This window comes from Brevibacillus parabrevis, assembly GCF_022701015.1.
In the GTDB taxonomy this organism is placed as follows: domain Bacteria; phylum Bacillota; class Bacilli; order Brevibacillales; family Brevibacillaceae; genus Brevibacillus; species Brevibacillus parabrevis.
In genome coordinates, this window is sequence record NZ_CP064090.1 from 2,354,916 (window position 1) to 2,369,498 (window position 14,583).

The window sequence follows — 14,583 nt, forward strand, 5'->3', positions numbered from 1 at the left end:
AAATATGCCTGTTATTTGGCGTGGCGGCTGCGATCCGGCGTTTTTGCGCGGAGAGCAGCCGCTTTTTTCAACCATGTCTGCCACGGTGTATACATCATCTGTTTGATAGACCGCTTCCGGCGGGCATATAATGAGAGGAAGGGGAAGAGAAGAGGTGAGTGTTTATCACAAATCCGAAAAAAGGGCAAAACGATAGCAAAGTTCTGAGATATATTAAGGCGTACAACGAAATTTTGCACATGATCCAGAGCGGTCTATATCCCGAAAATAGCAAACTTCCATCCGAGACAGACTTGTCCCAGATGCTCGGGATCAGCCGGATGACTTTGCGGCAGGCGCTTTTACTGCTCCAGGAAGACGGATTTATCGTCATGCGTCACGGCTCAGGCAGCTATGTCAGCAAGACACCTAACGTGAACCATGCCGGGTTGGAAAAAAAGACGAATCCCGTTTATAAGTGCTCACAGTACGAGATTGAGCTGGCAACGATCAGCTATCGGATCGATGTGCCGAATGATTATGTGATCAATACGCTTGGAAAAATCGTCCCTTGGGTTATGGGCGTTGATCGGCTCTATGAACATGAAAAACGGGCGAGAGCTTACGGATTCACGATGATTCCCTACGACACTTTTGAGGCATACTCAATCAACTACGCCGAAGAAGCGCAGCTCGCGGCGTTTGTAGACGAGCAAATCTATGAACACGCGCACAGTACGAAGCTCGAAATCAAGTTTGTCAAAGGCAACGACCTCATTAAAACGCATAAAATGCCTTCCCAAAACAATTGGTTCGTCTTGATTCTGGAAGTGATTTACGATAAGACGGGGAACATCCTGATGCACAATAAATTTTTTGTTCCGGAAGAGGACGCGCAGCTAACGATCTGCACGCATTAGGAAAGCGGTAAGCAGCAGCCAGCGAATGTGTTTCGCCTGCCTGTCTGCCCTATACTTGCGGCATATGACAGAAATCCCATCAGAAGGTGCGCTGATGGGATTTTCGCTATCGTCAGAGAGAGGTTGCTATAATTTTTCGGCAAGCCAATCGACCGTTATTTTGAGCAGTTCTTCCGGTGTGGACTGGTCAGGATTGAGGCTGTCGCCTTTGACAATGAGAAATCCGTGATCTGCCTTGTCCAAAATGCGCAAAGTCGCATCGTTGCTGCCTGCGTTTTTCAGCAATTCGCGTGACTTGGCAGGAACCACAATGACATCCAAAGAGCCGTGAATGGCTAACAGCGGGCCTTTGTACTGTTTGATTTCTTCCATTGCTTTTGAATTTTTCATTGCCACAAACCACTGCTTGCCAAGGCGAAGCTTGCTGCCCCATGGCAATACGAAATCGTAGTAGCCATTTTTTATTGCCTGCTCCTCATACTTGAACATATCTTCGAAGTCTGTCGCGCCGTTGGAAGAAGCAGATGCCCACGTCACGAGCGCTTTGACCGATTCGTTTCTCGCAGCCACTACTTGCGCAATCCGGCCACCTTGGCTCCAGCCGAGAACGCCGATTCTTGTTTTGTCGACCAGCGGGTTGTTTGCGAGAAAAGCAATAGCTTGATTGGCATCGAGCACGGAATCGTCAAAGTTGTTGTAGACATAAGGGACCTTGCTGTCGCCACCGCCGACAAAATCGATGCGCAAAGATGCGTACCCGTTTGCGGCCAGTTTGGATGCCAGTCTTTTGTATATATCCCCCAGCTCGTTTTTGTTTCCGCCCGTGCCATGCAAGAGCAGCACAGCAGGAGCTGGATGTTCTTTTGTTGCTGTGGAAGGCACTGTCAAAATTCCGGGAACGACGTACGACTTGTTGGCGATGGAGACGGGACTTTCTGTTGCTGTAATCGCAGCTGTTTGGTTTGCAGAAATCTTGTCCTGGGCGAATGTACTTTGCTGGAAGCCCGCAAAAAGCAGAATGAGAGCGAGTAGGATGTTGGCAGAGACATATTTTGGCTTGTTCATAAGTCCTCCTTGGATTTGACGTTTTGACGTGTTGACGGCTTGTGCATCGCAACCTCCTTTTCCAAAGTTCATACAACAAGAAGACTAATACATGTATAGTTGTATGGTTAGTTGTATAATTCATAGTAACGAGTGGATAATTTTCTGTCAATTATTAATTTTGATTTCGTTTCTGTTTGGCATGTGCCAGATGAAAGGGAGGGAGAAGCGTTCATGAACTTTTTTCTCACGCTCTTTTCCAAATACAAGTGCCTGGTTTATACGGCGTTCGGTCACGAGCGATATTTGCAAATCGTCCACAAGTTGTCCGCCCACGGGGTGAAGTTTCGGACTCGTTCGTACTCATATGGTCGGAGTCACTTGGGAGCAGACAGCGCAGGGATGTTTCCGCGCGAGGATCGTACCCAGTACGATATTTACGTGAAAAAAGAAGACGAGCACACGGCGCATATGGCGATTCATTCCAAATGAAAAAAAACGGGGTTCGGAGCGTAATCTTCCGGCCGCTCTATACGAACCGATTTGCCATTCGATATAATGAAATGGGAAATTTATGAATGGAAAGAAAGCGAGGAGGTAACAGTCGTGTCCGTAGTCGAAACATTGAAAGAGAGAAGAGCCGTCCGCAACTATATTCCGAAAGAAGTCGAAACAGAGAAAATCCAGGCGCTGCTCGATTGCGCCGTTTTGGCCCCGAATGACCGTTTGCGCCAGCCGTGGCATTTTTACGTCATCAGAGGAGAGGCAAAGCAACGGTTTGAGGAAATCGCCAAGGCGTTTTTGCTGGAGCGTTTTCCGACCAAGCCGAATCTCGTCCAGGACTCTTTGGCTGTTTTGGAAAAAACACCGCTGGTCATCGTCGTCACATCGGATGTAATTCCGGGCGACGAGGCTTCATCGGAAGACAACGAATACGCTGTATGCTGCGCGATTCATTCCATGTGGCTCGCGGCGAAGGAGCTTGGACTTGGCATGGTTTGGCGCACGAGAGGAATCGGCTTGGTGCGCGACGAGCGCTTGCTGGAATTTCTCGGCTCGCCGGAAAACAAAAAGGTTGTAGGCACGCTGTTCATCGGCTACCCGGAAGCGGATGCGCCTGTGACAAACCGTGTGGCTGCGGAAGAGAAGACGACCTGGCTGTAACGCTGACTGGCTGAAATAAATAACAACCTGGGATTGTTTGGCACGTACAATAATGGGGGATAGGCATAAGCCCAAAATACAAGGGAGGTTTTGCGCATGTTCGGAAAATTGGCCGCAGACGCGCTCGGATTGAGCAATGTCGGGATAGTGGTAAAGCCAGCCGACTTTGACAAAGTCGATGCAGACGATTACGTCATGCATGAAGACAACGAAAAAATCTACTTTTTGATCAAATCCAAAGCAGACGAATATTGCTTTACGAACCTGGCGCTGATTCACCTGGACGGAACGAGTGCAACCAGCAAAAAGCGCACGCTGCGCCGCTTTTCTTACGGCACGCACAAAATCGCAAACGTCGCTTTGGAAACAGCAGGCACCGTCGACCTGGATGTGGAAATCAAATTTTCCATCGGCGACGTGCATTACTCGATTGACGTGAATAAAAAGCATTTGGAAGAGCTGAAAGATTTGTACAAGGCGCTGCTGAAGATCGCCTCGATCACGCGCGAGAACGAAATAGCGCTCCAGATTGCCCAAGAAAGTCTGAGCATTGCGCAAAGCACACTGAGCAGAGTCACAGGCCATCAGGCAGATGTATCGTCCCAGTTCAGGTCGATCAATCAGTACTCTTTCGACTGGCTCATGGACGCCAGGGAGAAATTCGCCGTCAAAGATTTCGGCAAAGTGTTTGAAAAGTACATTCAAAACTAGAAACGATCGAGGGAGTGCCCCATGCAGAGCTTTCAAGAGCGCCGTTTTACGGATGCTTGCTCAGGCATGGATGGCACTCTTTTTTTAGTTCCGTTCCGTTAACCAAGTGATTGAAGGATGACGCGAATCGTATTTTCCACGAAGGAGCGTTGTGGACGGGCTTTCAACAGGACAGTCAGCCCGATCAACGAGACGATCAGCGACTGCGAGACGGCCTTGGCATCTATGCCGGGGTCGATTTCGCCTGATTTGATTCCGCGCTCGATCGTTTCCTGAAAGATGACCGCCAAATACATCTGATGCTCTCTGGTCAAAATCTCGAATTTCTCATCGTGCGGAGCAAGCTCGACCATCGTATTGATGCAAAAGCAGCCCCGACTGAGATCACCTGCATACTCCTCTTCCACCACTTGTTCAAAAAAAGCGCGAAACGCCTCTTTGACAGATGGCTTGCTCTGCAGCCGATTCCGCACTTCGGATGCGTGCGACATCGTGTATTTGCGCAAGGCGGTTTCAAACAGTTCCTTTTTGTCGCCAAAAGCCGAATAGATGCTGGGGCGCTGGATACCCATCCTGGCTGTCAGATCGCTTAAAGAAGTCGCTTCGTACCCTTTCTCCCAAAAAAGCTGCATGGCAGCATCCAATACTTTTTCTTCGTCAAACTCGCGTGTTCTCGCCATTTTTGTTTTTGTCCCTCTCGATATGGGTGAATGAATTTATTACTTATCGGTATGATATATTTTATGGTTTTTGGCTAGTGTTGTCAAATGAGAGTATCCTGGCTTCGAGGGAGAAGCGGTGTTGTTGCGGGGTTTTGCGTTTGTGGATGTTTTTATTGACAGGGGAAGAAGAGATGGGATATATTTTCTGGGCACAATAACGTACTGATCGGTACTGTATTGTTGTTGGTGGTTGGCTTTTTTATTAAGCATAGAATCGAGGTGAGTTCAAAATGAAAGAGGCTATGGAGAGTGAGGCGGTTCGGGTAGACGGGGCGGTGGATTTGGTGGAGCTGGGACAGTCGGTGGATTTGGAAAAGCCGATGCGGTTGGAAAAGGTGGAACAGCCAGGTCGGTTGGTGCAGGTGGGACAGCTGGAACAATCGGGACAGCTAGATCGGTCGGTGCATTCGGAACAGCTGAGACAGTCGACGCAGCTTGGACAGTCGGGACAGCTAAGTCAGTCGATGCAGGTGGAACAGTCGGAGCAGCGGGAACTGCTAGGACAGTCGGAGCAGTTGGAGCAGTCGGCGCAGCTGGAACAGTCGGTGCAGCTGGAACAATCGGAACAGCCGGAGCAGCCGGGACAGATGGAACAGTCGGAACAGCTAGGTCAGTCGGTACAATCGGAACAGCCGGAACAGCTAGGTCGGTCGGAGCAGCTGGAACAGTCGGAGCAGCTGGGACAGTCGGAGCAGCTGGAACAGTCGGTGCAGCTAGGGCAGCCGGGACAGCTGGAACAGTCGGAACAGCTAGGCCAGTCGGAACAGCTAGGCCAGCCGGAACAGTCAGAGCAGCCGGAACAGCTAGGTCAGTCGGAACAGCTAGGTCGGTCTGAGCAGCTGGAACAGTCGGTGCAGCTGGAACAGTCAGCGCATCTAGAACAACCGGCGCAACTGGAGCAGCCAGTACAGCCGACGCTGTGCGATTCGGATGCTGTTCAAGGCTCTGGCATTTCCAGGCTGGTTACGTGGCTGTTTGCCGTGGCATGCGGGATGTCGGTAGCTACGATCTACTTCGCCCAGCCATTGCTCGATCATCTGTCGAGGGAGTTTGGCATCGACTACTCTGTTATCGGGAGCGTGATTACGGTCACGCAAGTGTGTTACGGAGCGGGATTGTTGCTGCTTGTGCCGTTAGGCGATTTGTTGAACCAGCGGCGATTGATCATTACACAGATGCTGTTATCTGTCCTAGCGCTTGTGCTGGTAGGAACGGCTTCCAGCAGCGCGATTCTGTACGCGGGTATCGCACTTGTGGGATTGTTGGCGGTCGTGACGCAAACGCTCGTGGCGTTCGCAGCGACCATGGCGTCGTCTGCCGAACGCGGCCGGGTCGTTGGGGTGGTCACAAGCGGAATCGTCATTGGCATTTTGCTCGCCAGAACCGTTGCCGGATCGCTTACTGATTTGGCTGGATGGCGCGCCGTTTATCTCGTCTTCGCGGCATTGATGCTGCTGGTCGTTGGCGTGTTGTGGAAGGTGTTGCCGAATATCGAGCGAACGGTAAAGCCGCTATCCTACTCCCAGTTGCTGAAGTCCGTGTTCGTCTTGTTCGCCGAGGTGCGGATCCTGCGGGTACGTGCGATTTTGGCCCTGCTGATTTTTGCCGCGTTCAGCATTTTATGGACACCGCTTGCATTGCCGCTCAGTGCGCCGCCGTTGTCTCTCTCGCACACGGCCATCGGGGCGTTCGGACTGGCCGGAGTTGCTGGCGCCTTGGCGGCAGCGCGGGCAGGGAAGTTGGCTGATCTGGGTTACGGGCAAAAAACGACTGGCGTTGCTCTCAGCCTCTTGTTGCTGTCTTGGTTTTTCATCCGCTATACAGAGCAGTCGCTGTTGGTGCTCGTTATTGGCATCGTTCTGCTGGACTTGGCGGTACAGGCCGTCCACGTCACGAATCAAAGCATGATTTTGCCGATCCGCCCAGAAGCACGCAGTCGGCTGACGGCGGGATACATGGTCTTTTATTCCATCGGAAGCGCTGTTGGCTCGATCAGCTCTACTTATGTATATACGCATTACGGTTGGGACGGAGTGTGCTTGCTTGGAGCTTCGGTGAGCGCGGTGGCACTTTTGTTTTGGAGCATGACAAGAGGGGCGAGGGGGATGGAAAGGGGGGAGAGTAAGTAGTCAGGGCGAGGTAAGAGCAAAAGCCAAGGGCAAGAGCGAAGGGCAAAAACCAAGGGCAAAAACCAAGGGCAAAAACCAAGGGCAAAAACCAAGGGCAAAAACCAAGGGCAAAAACCAAGGGCAAGAGCCAAGGCAAATTAATTGATTTAATGGAGAAGATTATCGAAATGAGGATAAAAGCTTGTGTATAGGTAAGGAATAATGTCGAGTTTTGTAAATCTGTAGTAATTGCAGAAAGTGAATATAGTTGGTTATAATGAAAGTGAAATTTACAAATATTGGGGTGTTTGTTTTTATGAGGAAAATACCATCGTTAGTTGCCATTCTTTTTGTGGTAAGTGCCTTCTCAATCCCAGCGTCTGGATCTCAAGGAAAAACAAATGCGAACGCTTTTTGGCCAGGAGGTGGATTTTCTAATAGTAAATATTCAAAATTAACATATTCAACTAGTAACGCTGTAGATAGACTTGGGTACTCTAGATATGTCGATGATGCTGTAAATGAATTTGATTCAATCAGTGATGCAAATATTGGATTTAGGAAATTATCAAGTGGTGACGGTGAAATGTTAAGTATAGTGATGGATGAAAAAAATTCTAGTGAGTATGCAAGAGATGCATTCGGGATTATGATCCCGTTTAAAATTGATCCCAAAACTACTAGCTATGAGCGCGCATCTAATTATGAAACATGGGCTTATGCAAAAATTTGGTTGAATGATTATATGATGAAACAGCACAAATTTACTTCGGATGAGCGCAATAAAACTACTATTCATGAAATTGGTCATGCCTTTGCTATGGAGCATCAGTATGATGGTGTGAAATCAGTCATGGTTTCAGGACAAATCAGCTATCCTGACCTTCAGCAATTAGATATATCAAACCTTCAATGGAAGTATTAATGAGGAGGATATAATAAAATGAATAAAAGGACTAAACTAACTATTGGAATAATTGCAATGGCTGCAGCAATTGTCGGAATTAATTACACATCTGGTACGCTTATGGCGAAAACGGAAGGAATGAAAGTATTTTCTTACCATGCCGATTATAAAGTTTATGAAGATATTGAAGAATTAGAGAGTCAATCCCCAATAATTGTAAATGCTAAATTTACCGGAGAAAGAGAAACAATTCTCGGAGATTCTGTCACCGATTTCATACCTTTTTCGAAATCAAAAGTTAAGATTAAAAAGGTTATGAAAGGCGATCTTGAGGAAGAGGACAATGTGCTGGTCTTCGAGCCAGCTGCAATAGATAGCGAGAAAAATGAGTTTGTTACGGTTGAAGGGTATAATTTAATGAATGAAGAAGGAGAGTACACGTTGTTCTTACGAGATACTCCAAAAGAAAACTCCTACCAAATTGTCGGAATGTACCAAGGAAAGTACGATCACTCAATTAACGATAATGTTAAAAATCGTACGTTTATAACAGATTTTGAAGATGCAATATATGATGATGTAGCAAATGAAGAAATTATTGGGGATAATTTGAATCATTTTCAAAAATTAAAAGATAAAGTAGTTCAGAAGTATAATTGGGAATAAATAAAAAATAATCCGTTGGCTATGTACTCCAACGGATTTTGATTATCGTGAAGAGGTGAAATATTACATGAAAAAATTTTTATCAGGCTTTATTGTCGGAGGTGTGCTATTTACTTCCATAAGTGTTTTTGCTGAACCTCTGCATCAAATTGCTGTTAGTTTTAATATTAAGGATGTAATAGTTGACGGTCAAAAGCTTCCTCTTGCAAAGCAAGCATTAAATTATAATGGGACAACTTATGTTCCATTGAGGCCACTCGCTGAAAGTTTAGGCTACACAACGAAATGGAATCCCGAAAAGCAAAATGTAGAAGTAATGAAAGCAAAGATTACAAGGTTGCTTAGTTCAGAGGAAATTAAAAAGGCATTTAAAGACAACGGGTTACCGTTAAATCCTGCAAAACTATCGTACTTTCCATTGAATAAAAAAACACCGGAAAGTTATCAAATTGGTGAGATGGAGCATCTTCATATATACGTTTATGAATCTTATGAAGAGCGAGTAAGAGGGCGGTTGGAATTTGAAGTAATAAGAGAGAGAACAGATATGATCGTTCCGTTTATTTATGAGGTTGATAATGCCTTGATTTTTTATGTGCCTTTTAACACAGAATTAAATTTGCATAAAAAAGTAGACGCCGCAATAGCAAAGCTAAGAGATAAGAAAAGTTAACTACTTCGTTATATGAAACAACTGCGTCCCAGCTCAGGCCGCTCAATCAGTACGCTTTCGACTGGCTGGTGGGTGCCAGGGAAAAGTACGTCGTCAAAGACTTCGGGAAAGTGCTTGAAACATATATTCAAAACTGGAAATGACAGAGGGAGTGTCCCGTGCAGAGCTTTCAAGAGCGGCGTTTTGCCAACGCAACGCTCACCCTGCATGGATGGCGCTCTTTTTTCCTTTCGTTAACCAAGTGTTTGAAGAATGACTTGTATCGTATTTTTCGCGAAAGAGCGTTGTGGCCGAGCGTTCAAAAGGACGGTCAGCCCGATCAACGAGACGATCAGCGATTGGGACACAGCGTTGGCGTCTATTGGCGGGGCGATTTCGCCTGATTTGATTCCGCGCTCGAACTGCCAGCGCGTGCGGAAAGCTTGGCCGGGCTGCCGCCTGCCTATACATGCGTCGGTCAGCTCGACGTATTCCGTGATGAGACGATTGACTACGTGACGCGTCTCGCGCAAGCGGGCGTAGACGTCGAATTTCAGTTGTATCCCGGCTGCTTCCACGTTTTTGAAGGGTTCGTTCCGCAGGCAGAAGTAAGCCAGCGTGCTGTTGAAAACTATGTGAATGCGATGGCAAGAGCGCTTAATCCGTAAGCGATGAGCGCGACAGGGTAGGGCTATCTCCTCCAGGCAATCTGACTTGGGGAGATAGCCTTTTCCCGTAGCTTCTCCGGCCATTTCGTTCGAACAGGGTCTTTTTCAGTCTTTATGCAGCAGCTTCCCGATTTTCAAAGCAAGCTGAATTTGCAACAGCTCCTCTGAATTTTTCAAATCCATGTTCAGCAGTTCCTTAATCTTTTCAATCCGATAAATAAACGTGTTGCGATGGATAAACATCGCTTTTGCCGCTTCGCTGACATTTTGGTTATGCAAAAAGTATTGGTCCAGCGTCACCATGAAGCTCGTGCCGAACTGTTGATCGTGCTCGTACAGCTTGCCGAGCCGCTTGAGGAAAAAGTCCTCCAACTCGCTGTCCTTGATGTTGGAATCGAGAAAATGATAGACCGAGTAGTCTTCAAAATGCGAGACATCGCCTTTGCTGTTGAAGCGCTGCATGAGCCGGATCGCTTCGTGCGCTTCGGAAAAGCTTTTGTGCAAGGAAGCAATCGTCTTGTAGGATCGGCCGATGCCGATGAAAAACAAGGTCTTCTTGATTTTCTCCGCAAGAGCGCTGTACAGCTCGCCAGCAAACTGCTTGGCTTCGCTGACGGAAATCAGCGGGCGATGCTCATGCTGCCCGAGCAAAATAATGATCCGGTTGTTGCGGTAAAAGCAAGTGACCTCTCCAGGCGCTTTGCTTGAGTAGTCGTAGACCAGATCCACGCATTTTTTGGCGATCCGGTCCAGCTCGTATTTGCGATCGACCATATCGGCCATCTCTTCCAGCTCGACAGGCTCGATGTTGATGACCATGCAGAAGTACGTGTAAGCCGAATTGAGTCCGTGCAGATCGCACAATGTCTGGATCGATTCAGCCGAGGTAATTTTGCCCGTCAAAAGATCGTCGAAAAAGTCCTGCCTGATCTTCAGCTTCACTTCCTCGATTTCCCGCGCCTTGATCCGCTCCAGCGCTACGATGGTAGAAGCTTGCTCCAGCACGATGTAGTCAAATTCGTTCAGCTCGCGAACCGTTTGCCAGACAACGATGTAGCCATAAATGTAGTTGGCGACGGCGACAGGCAAGATTCGGCATTTGACGTCCTGGTTTTTCGCGTGGTAAATCCGCTTGATCGATTTTTTGATCTGGCTGATATTTTTCGGGACAGAATCGGTAAACTCGCGGGTAAAAACGGGCCTGTTCTTGTTCAGCGTCAGGCAGGAGGCGAGCGGTATCGGATTCTCGGCGACTTCTGTCGCTTGCAGCAGATGCCAGTCCCGATCCAGGAACAGAACCGGATTGTTGATCGTCTCGGACAGCTCGGAGGAGATGCGGTCCAGGCCGCCGCCTTCCAGCGCGATCCGAAACAGCGCGTTGTGCATGTCCAGCGTCTTGCGGTTCAGCAAATCGTAACGTCCCGATGCTTTTTCGTTGATGATGGCGATTACTTTGGACAGCGTGTATTCAAAAGGCAGCGCCAAAAGCGGCAGGCCGTATTGGTTGGCGAGGTCGATCATGTTTTGCGGGATTTGATCAAAGTAACGCTGCATTTTGATGCACAGCCCCGAGCAGTTGATTTCTGCCAGTTCCTTGATGATTTTGTTTTGCAGTTCGGGATTGTCCTTGAAAATGTACCCGGTTGACAGCAAAAGCTCGTTGGAAGACAGCCAGTCGAAGGCATCAGGGTTCTCTATGATGTTGACGATGGATATGACATTGTCGATGCCTTGTTCTCCGGCAATGATCTTGATGCCTTCGATGGATTTGATCTGGAGCAAATCTTTTATGGTCAACATCCGGGATCACTCCTTCGTGTCGGGACAGAAGCTATTTATGCAATGTGCACAATGACCTTCGCGTTTTTTTAGTTTCGATACACAATGACGTTTTCATGCCCCCTGTCTAAAATAATGCTGTAAGACAGAAGGCTTGTCCAATTTTTTTGCGAGAAAAAACGGTGAACACCACGAGAAAATGGGAGGGCGACCATGACAGACCAAAGCGTAGTGCAGGCTTTTCTCGAAGCTGCCGCAGAGGGAAACATCGAGGCGCTGAAACAGCACCTGGAGCAAGGCGTCGACATCAATGCGCGAAACAGACAGAAGCGTACCGCTATTTTGACGGCTGCGATGCACGATCATTTGGATACGGTTTCATTTTTGATCGAAGCTGGTGCGGATATCGATTTGCAGGATGAAACATGCTTCAACCCGTTTTTGTACGCTTGCATTCACAACAAGCTGGAGCTTGTGCAAATGATGGTAAAAGCGGGCACAAACCTGGAACTTTTGACGCGTTTTGGCGGTGTCGGCCTGACGCCAGCTTGCGAAAAAGGCCATGTAGACATCGTGCGCGAGCTGCTTACCACGACAGATATCAATGTAAACCATACGAACTTCGTCGGCTGGACACCGCTCATCGAAGCGATCATTTTGGGCGATGGCGGCGAAAAACAGCAGACGATCATCAAGCTCTTGATCGAGCATGGCGTCAACGTGCAAATGGTGGATAAATACGGGGTCACACCGCTTGAGCTTGCCAGAAGAAAAGGCTACACCGAAATCGAACAAATTTTGCTCGCAGCAGGAGCGAAGTAACACAAGCTATGCGCATTCAGGCATTGTCTGGCGATGCGGATTTTTGCAAGAAGCTGGCAAGCTCCTCGTTTCACGGGTTCGTGCACAGTGTTTTTGAGCGAACGATCAATCTGAAATGTCTCGACGACAATGAGCTGTACACGATTGCCTGCAACAAGCTGGACAACGGTCCTAACACACTGGTGATCGATCTGCCTTCCCTCTCTGGCATGGAGGTGGCGGAAGGCGATCCTGTTTACGGGAAAGGCGACGAGCTGATTGTCGGATCGGGCGTCTTCATCTGCATAAGGCAAGCAACAAAGTGGGAAGCGCACTTGCCTTCCTATCCTTGTGACATAGACGTTTTGCGCGAAAATGTAGCGTTCATGAAGCAGTATGTGGACGCGAAGGGAAAAACGGGAGGCATGAAAATGTCTTCCCGCCCTGCCAGTTTGTTCGAAAGGGAGACGTCCCGCATGCTGAATGAGCGTGCCGAGGCGCTGTCAATCGAGCTGGCGAAGGGCAACAGCGAGTCAGCCAGCGAGCAGGCTGTCCGGCTTGTCGGACTGGGGCCGGGGCTGACGCCATCGGGAGACGATTTTTTGGTGGGATTGTGCATTGTATACAAGATGCAGAACATTCCCTGCTGTTTGTCATGCCGTTTTTTTGAAAAAGTGGTCGAGTCGTCCAGAGAGCTGACGAATGAAATCAGTTCCATCACGCTAAAAAAGGCAGCGAGCGGAAAAGTGAGGGAGTCGCTGGTCGACTTGCTTCGCTGCTTGACGCAAGGTTCGCGCGAAGAGCTGCTGCCAGCTTTGGAAAAAGTCGTGGGCATCGGTTCTTCTTCAGGCACCGATATGGCCCTGGGACTGATTTGCGGTTTGGAACGAAATCTAGAAGCCGGAGGGAATGTATGTCTACCAAAGTTGTAATCAAGCAAAGCACGTATTTTGATTCCGTGTCGCTGATGTCTTTGTCCACCAAAGCGAATCAGATTGAGGGCGTGGAACAGGCAGTGATTGCCATGGGTACGGAGATGAACAAGGAAGTGCTGAAAAACGTCGGCTTGCTCACGCCGGAGCTGGAAGCGGCGAAAAGCAGCGACCTGATGATCGTCGTCAAGGCGGCGACAGAAGAGCTGGCCGAGAGCGCGTATGTGCAAATCGAAGAGCTGTTCACCAAGAAAAAAGGCGGCAGCAAAGGCGCGAGCGAGATCAAGTACCCGACTATCGATTCTGCTGCGGCGAGCATCCCCGAAGCGAATCTCGCCATCATTTCCGTCAATGGCGCTTTCGCGGCGAGAGAAGCGAGAAAAGCGTTGGAAAACGATCTGCACGTCATGCTGTTCAGCGACAACGTGAGCATCGAGGACGAGATTGCCCTGAAGCAATACGCGCATGAAAAAGGCTTGCTGATGATGGGGCCAGACTGCGGTACGGCGATCATCAACGGAGTTGCCCTGTGCTTTGGAAACGCGGTGCGCAAAGGCAGCATCGGCATCGTGGGCGCGTCGGGAACAGGCAGCCAGGAAGTGAGCGTGCGCATCCACGACTTCGGCGGCGGGATCACACAGCTGATCGGCACGGGCGGCCGCGATCTGAGCGAGCAAGTCGGCGGCATCATGATGATCGACGGCATCAAGGCGCTGGAAGCGGACGCGGCGACGAAAGTGATTGTGCTCATCTCCAAGCCGCCAGCCGCATCGGTTCAGGAAAAAGTGCTGGCGCAGGTGAAAAACTGCACGAAGCCAGTAGTCGTCTACTTCATCGGCGGAGACGAAGAAGCCGTGGTGGCGGCAGGCGGCCATTTTGCCAAAACAACCAAAGAAGCGGCGCTCAAAGCAGTCGTGCTCGCAGGGGCCAATGAAGACGAGATCAACAAACGCGCCCTCAACTGGCCGCTGATCGAAGAAGTGCGCGCGAAGCTTGCGCCTGAGCAAAAATACGTTCGCGGCCTGTTCTGCGGCGGCACTCTTTGCGATGAAGCGATGTATCTCGCCATGGAAACGTTCGCGGACGTCTACAGCAACATCCAGAAAAATCCCGACTACAAGCTGAAAAACATTCATGAAAGCAAAGCGCACACGTACCTCGACATGGGCGATGACGACTTCACAAACGGCAAGCCGCACCCGATGATCGACCCGTCCTTGCGCATCGCCAGATTTTTGCAGGAAGCGAAAGATCCGTCTGTCGGCGTCATCCTGATGGACTTCATTCTCGGCTTCGGCTCGCACGAAGACCCTGTCGGCGTAATGCTGCCAGCGATTGTGGAGGCAAAAACGCAAGCGGCAAAAGCAGGCAGACATCTGGAGATTCTCGGCTACGTAATGGGAACCGACCTGGATACGCCGAACTTCGACGAGCAAGTGAAAAAGCTGATGGACGCAGGCGTGACGATTGCCAGCAGCAGCACAAACGCTGGACTTCTGGCCAGAGAATTTGTAGTGAAAGGGGCATAAA

Annotated in this window: 15 protein-coding genes and 1 pseudogene; 13 read left to right on the plus strand and 3 right to left on the minus strand. The window is 49.2% G+C overall.

From position 1 onward, the window contains the following. Positions 1–158: 158 nt before the first annotated feature. Positions 159–899 carry a GntR family transcriptional regulator gene (locus IRJ17_RS11255; protein WP_217022389.1) on the plus strand — a complete coding sequence of 247 codons (741 nt, stop codon included), beginning with the start codon at positions 159–161 and terminating at the stop codon, positions 897–899. 126 nt (positions 900–1,025) lie between these two features. Here the strand turns inward: IRJ17_RS11255 and IRJ17_RS11260 are convergent, their stop codons facing one another. Continuing rightward, a complete protein-coding gene (locus IRJ17_RS11260) occupies positions 1,026–1,964 on the minus strand; it encodes an alpha/beta hydrolase family protein (protein WP_242774698.1) in 939 nt (312 codons plus the stop codon). 213 nt (positions 1,965–2,177) lie between these two features. Between IRJ17_RS11260 and IRJ17_RS11265 the strand changes: the two genes are divergently transcribed. The 3 genes from IRJ17_RS11265 (at position 2,178) to IRJ17_RS11275 (ending at position 3,818) form a co-directional block, all read left to right on the plus strand. Continuing rightward, positions 2,178–2,435 (plus strand): hypothetical protein, encoded by a 258-nt coding sequence (locus IRJ17_RS11265; RefSeq protein WP_122965958.1) that lies wholly within the window; start codon positions 2,178–2,180, stop codon positions 2,433–2,435. A gap of 114 nt (positions 2,436–2,549) precedes the next feature. Next, positions 2,550–3,107 carry a nitroreductase family protein gene (locus tag IRJ17_RS11270; RefSeq protein ID WP_122965957.1) on the plus strand — a complete coding sequence of 186 codons (558 nt, stop codon included), beginning with the start codon at positions 2,550–2,552 and terminating at the stop codon, positions 3,105–3,107. Between the two features lie 96 nt (positions 3,108–3,203). Further along, on the plus strand, positions 3,204–3,818 hold the full coding sequence (locus IRJ17_RS11275; protein WP_173598153.1) for a PH domain-containing protein: 615 nt from the start codon (positions 3,204–3,206) through the stop codon (positions 3,816–3,818). A gap of 98 nt (positions 3,819–3,916) precedes the next feature. Here IRJ17_RS11275 and IRJ17_RS11280 read toward each other — a convergent pair whose 3' ends face one another. Continuing rightward, on the minus strand, positions 3,917–4,498 hold the full coding sequence (locus tag IRJ17_RS11280; RefSeq protein ID WP_173598154.1) for a TetR/AcrR family transcriptional regulator: 582 nt from the start codon (positions 4,496–4,498) through the stop codon (positions 3,917–3,919). A 959-nt stretch (positions 4,499–5,457) separates the two neighbouring features. On the opposite strand from IRJ17_RS11280, the gene IRJ17_RS11285 reads away from it, so the two are divergent. From IRJ17_RS11285 to IRJ17_RS11310, 6 genes and pseudogenes are all read left to right on the plus strand, one after another. Beyond that, positions 5,458–6,669, plus strand: coding sequence for an MFS transporter (locus IRJ17_RS11285; protein WP_242775256.1), 1,212 nt, complete (start codon positions 5,458–5,460; stop codon positions 6,667–6,669). Positions 6,670–6,925: 256 nt separating this feature from the next. Continuing rightward, positions 6,926–7,573 (plus strand): zinc metalloprotease, encoded by a 648-nt coding sequence (locus IRJ17_RS11290; protein ID WP_157128110.1) that lies wholly within the window; start codon positions 6,926–6,928, stop codon positions 7,571–7,573. Between the two features lie 18 nt (positions 7,574–7,591). Then, positions 7,592–8,221: a hypothetical protein gene (locus IRJ17_RS11295; protein WP_242774701.1), complete on the plus strand. Its 630-nt coding sequence runs from the start codon at positions 7,592–7,594 to the stop codon at positions 8,219–8,221. 67 nt (positions 8,222–8,288) lie between these two features. After that, on the plus strand, positions 8,289–8,894 hold the full coding sequence (locus IRJ17_RS11300) for a stalk domain-containing protein (protein WP_173599578.1): 606 nt from the start codon (positions 8,289–8,291) through the stop codon (positions 8,892–8,894). Positions 8,895–8,962: 68 nt separating this feature from the next. Then, positions 8,963–9,037, plus strand: a complete 75-nt coding sequence (locus IRJ17_RS11305; RefSeq protein WP_232322303.1) for a YvbH-like oligomerization domain-containing protein — start codon at positions 8,963–8,965, stop codon at positions 9,035–9,037. A gap of 261 nt (positions 9,038–9,298) precedes the next feature. Further along, positions 9,299–9,541 (plus strand): annotated as a pseudogene (locus IRJ17_RS11310) (alpha/beta hydrolase fold domain-containing protein); the annotation flags it as partial. 105 nt (positions 9,542–9,646) lie between these two features. Here the strand turns inward: IRJ17_RS11310 and IRJ17_RS11315 are convergent. After that, positions 9,647–11,341, minus strand: coding sequence for a PucR family transcriptional regulator (locus tag IRJ17_RS11315; RefSeq protein WP_122965953.1), 1,695 nt, complete (start codon positions 11,339–11,341; stop codon positions 9,647–9,649). 192 nt (positions 11,342–11,533) lie between these two features. Between IRJ17_RS11315 and IRJ17_RS11320 the strand changes: the two genes are divergently transcribed. From IRJ17_RS11320 to fdrA, 3 genes are read left to right on the plus strand one after another with little or no spacing between them, the layout of a single operon-like run. Further along, complete coding sequence (locus IRJ17_RS11320; RefSeq protein ID WP_242774704.1) at positions 11,534–12,142, plus strand: ankyrin repeat domain-containing protein; 609 nt, start codon at positions 11,534–11,536, stop codon at positions 12,140–12,142. Between the two features lie 8 nt (positions 12,143–12,150). Further along, complete coding sequence (locus tag IRJ17_RS11325) at positions 12,151–13,053, plus strand: oxamate carbamoyltransferase subunit AllH family protein (RefSeq protein ID WP_173598212.1); 903 nt, start codon at positions 12,151–12,153, stop codon at positions 13,051–13,053. Continuing rightward, positions 13,035–14,582 (plus strand): acyl-CoA synthetase FdrA, encoded by a 1,548-nt coding sequence (gene fdrA / locus IRJ17_RS11330; RefSeq protein WP_173599577.1) that lies wholly within the window; start codon positions 13,035–13,037, stop codon positions 14,580–14,582. The genes IRJ17_RS11325 and fdrA overlap by 19 nt, the downstream gene beginning before the upstream one ends. The last annotated feature ends 1 nt before the right edge of the window (position 14,583 follow it).